This is a genomic window from Campylobacter concisus, from assembly GCF_002914005.1.
In the GTDB taxonomy this organism is placed as follows: domain Bacteria; phylum Campylobacterota; class Campylobacteria; order Campylobacterales; family Campylobacteraceae; genus Campylobacter_A; species Campylobacter_A concisus_N.
The window spans coordinates 1-3,331 of sequence record NZ_POZU01000003.1; the positions used below are offsets into that span (position 1 = coordinate 1).

General features: G+C 41.7%; 2 protein-coding genes. Both read right to left on the reverse strand.

Annotation, left to right across the window (positions count from 1 at the left end):
• Nucleotide 1 precedes the first annotated feature (1 nt).
• Nucleotides 2-889, reverse strand: coding sequence for a DNA-binding protein (locus tag CYP54_RS00025; RefSeq protein WP_103603702.1), 888 nt, complete (start codon nucleotides 887-889; stop codon nucleotides 2-4).
• A 66-nt stretch (nucleotides 890-955) separates the two neighbouring features.
• Nucleotides 956-3,229, reverse strand: a complete 2,274-nt coding sequence (gene metE, locus CYP54_RS00030) for a 5-methyltetrahydropteroyltriglutamate--homocysteine S-methyltransferase (protein ID WP_103603703.1) — start codon at nucleotides 3,227-3,229, stop codon at nucleotides 956-958.
• Between the last annotated feature and the right edge of the window lie 102 nt (nucleotides 3,230-3,331).

A 3,331-nucleotide genomic window follows, 5' to 3' on the forward strand; every position in this document is an offset into this window, starting at 1 on the left:
ATCAAAACATCTCTCTCATCTTATGCGTTAGCTCTAGGCTCGCTTCTATCTCAGCTCTTTTTGCCATTACGCTCTCTATATTGACACCAACATTTATGCCAAGCTTTTTAGCAAATTCATAAAGCTCTGCGAAATTTTCAAGGCAAATTTGCGATGCCGTGGCTAAAAAATTATTACTCTGAAGCATCCTTTTCTCGCTCTTTTCATCAACGCTTATGCCAAGCCACTTGATAAACTCTAGCGTTTTTGGCGTGCCACAAGTCGTAAATGTCAAAATAATAGGCAAATTTAACCCGCTTTTTGCCACGCTTTCTAGTAAATTTTTAGCCAAATTTATATCAAAAACTGCCTGCGAGATAAAAAATTTCGCCCCCATTTTGGCCTTTTGGCTCATCCTTTGCTCTTCATCGCCTTTTTTAGCATGCCTCTCAGCTATGCAAACACCGCCCACTACAAGCTCTTTAAACTCATCTCTAGCGATCTCATAAGCACGCTCTAAGCTCATTTTAGGCTCTACCTTGCCAGAAGCAACGCCAACAAAAACATTTATATCGCTACTACTTTTGGCTAAATTTGCTCTAAACTCACTCTCATTATATTTGTTCGCGACCCTATAAAAGATGCTTGGTGTCTTTAAATTTAGGTATTTTGAGTAGTAAATTTCAGGGCTTAATGTATCGCTAAATTCAAAAGTTCGCTCGCTTTTTATACGGCTACTTTCATCTTGGATCTCGTAAAGCACCAAGCCATCAGCCTGCACATCTGTAATCCTCTTGTCCCATTTTGCAGCGATCTCTTTAAGCTTCACCTCGTCAAATTCAGCCTTTGGAGGCGTTAGGCCATAAAGCACTATGCCACTTTCATTGTTTATGATCTTATCTTTTAACATTTTCTAACTTTTTTTGAAATTTAAACGGAGTTTAGCGCCTAGGCTTGCTAGACGCTAAAATTTGTATTATAGACCTCTTACGATTTTGACGGCTTCTACCATGTTTTTAAGGCTTGGCTCGACCTCTTCCCATTTGCGCGTTTTTAGGCCGCAGTCCGGGTTGATCCAGAGCTGCTCTTTTGGTAATACTTCAAGCAGAGCTTTGATCTGAGCGACGATCTCCTCGACGCTTGGCACACGTGGGCTGTGGATGTCGTAAACGCCAGGTCCGACCTCTTGTTTGTAGCCAACGGCTTTGAAAATTTTAAGTAGCTCGTTGCCACTTCTTGCAGTCTCGATGCTGATGACATCAGCGTCCATAGCTTCGATGGTCTTAATAATATCGTTAAATTCAGAGTAGCACATATGTGTATGGATCTGAGTTTTTGCCTCGGCTGAGCTCACTGAAAGCTTGAAGCAATCAACCGCAAATTTCTCATAAGCTGGGATGTTTTCAGCTCTTAACGGGTAGCCCTCTTTAAACGCTGCCTCATCGACTTGGATCACTCTGATGCCCGCATTTTGAAGGTCTGCGATCTCGTCATAGATACAAAGAGCAAGCTGTTTTGCTACCTCGCTTCTTGGAAGATCATCACGCACAAAGCTCCAGTTTAGCATAGTCACAGGACCTGTTAGCATGCCCTTCATTACGTGTTTTGTGATGCTTTGAGCATATTTCATCCACTTAACAGTCATCGGCTCTGGGCGGCTTACATCACCAAAGAGAAGTGGTGGCTTGACGCAGCGGCTGCCGTAGCTTTGTACCCAGCCATTTTGGCTAAATGCGTATCCGCTGATCTGCTCACCAAAGTACTCGACCATGTCGTTTCTCTCTGGCTCACCGTGTACTAGCACATCTAGGCCGATATCTTCTTGAAATTTCACGCAGTGATCAATATATCTTTTGATACCAGCTTCATAAGCAGCCGCGTCGATCTCACCTTTTTTGAAATTTTGGCGAAGTACACGAAGATCAACTGTTTGAGGGAAGCTGCCTATCGTTGTTGTAGGCAAGATGCCGTATTTTAGCGTTTCGCGTTGGATTTTGATGCGATCTTCAAATTTCTCGTCACGTTCAAATTTGCTTAAATTTTTAACGCGATTTTGAACGCTTTCAGAGTGGATGAGCTTTGAAGTGGCGCGAGTTTTAACTGCATTTTTGTTCTCTTCGTAAATTTTTGTTTCGCTCTCATCAAGCTTTTCACCATTTGCTAGTTTTGTGATGATCTTGATCTCATCAAGCTTCTCAACCGCAAAGCTTAGCCAGCTTTTGATCTCTGGGTTTAAATTCTCTTCATATTTTAGAGTGTATGGCACGTGAAGAAGTGAGCATGAAGTGCCGATATAAAAGTCTTTGCCGCCTATTTTTTCTGAAATTTCACGAACAAGTTTTACTTTTTCATCGATGTTACTTTTCCAGATATTTCTACCATCGATCACGCCTGCAAATAGCGTTAAATGGCTATTTTTAATAGCCTCAAGTGCTTCAAAATTTCTCTTGCCGTGGATGAAGTCAAGCGCGATGCCGTAAATTTTAGTTTTAGCCACTTCGCTAACCGCCTTGATCGCATGCTCAAAATATGTCGCAAACACGATCTTGATGTTGCTAGCAACGCCTGTTAGCTCGTTATAGACCTTTGTGATAAGTGGCAAAAGGTCGCTTTCATTTTTGTCTGTTACAAAGATTGGCTCGTCAAACTGCACTAAAATTTCATCATCAAGCTTAGAAATTTGTTCAAGTAGCTTTTTATACTCGCCTACAAGAGCGTCAAGGTGCTTAAATGGGCAGCTGCCGTCAGTCGTCTTTGAAAGAGCTAAAAATGTGATAGGGCCGATCAAATTTACCTTGCCTTTTACGCCGTTAGCTTTCGCCTCTTTGTACTCATTTAAAATTTTGTCTGCTTTTAGGCTAAATTTGCTCTCGCTGCTAAGCTCTGGCACGATGTAGTGGTAGTTTGTGTTAAACCATTTTGTCATCTCCATCGCAACGCCATTTTTGTTGCCTCTTGAGCAAGCAAAATATTGCTCTGAGCCGCTTAAATTTGCAAATCTTGGAGGCGTAGCGCCAAAAGCGATGATGTTATCAAGCATTAGATCGTAAAATGAAAAATCATTAACGCTAATAGCTGAAATACCAGCGTCTTGTTGGTATTTCCAGTGTCTTTGGCGAAGCGTCTTTGCAGTCTCTTGCAAATTCTCTTCGCTAAAGCCCTCTTTAGCAGCCCAAAAGCCCTCTAATGCGCGCTTCAACTCTCTTTTTTCTCCGATTCTTGGAAAACCTAAAACATAACTTTTTATCATTTTTATCCTTTTTAAATTTAAATTTGCAGACGAAAATTCGCTCTGCGGACTACTATAAATCTGTGCAAAGCACAGCAACCTTGAACGTGCAGTGGGGTAGGT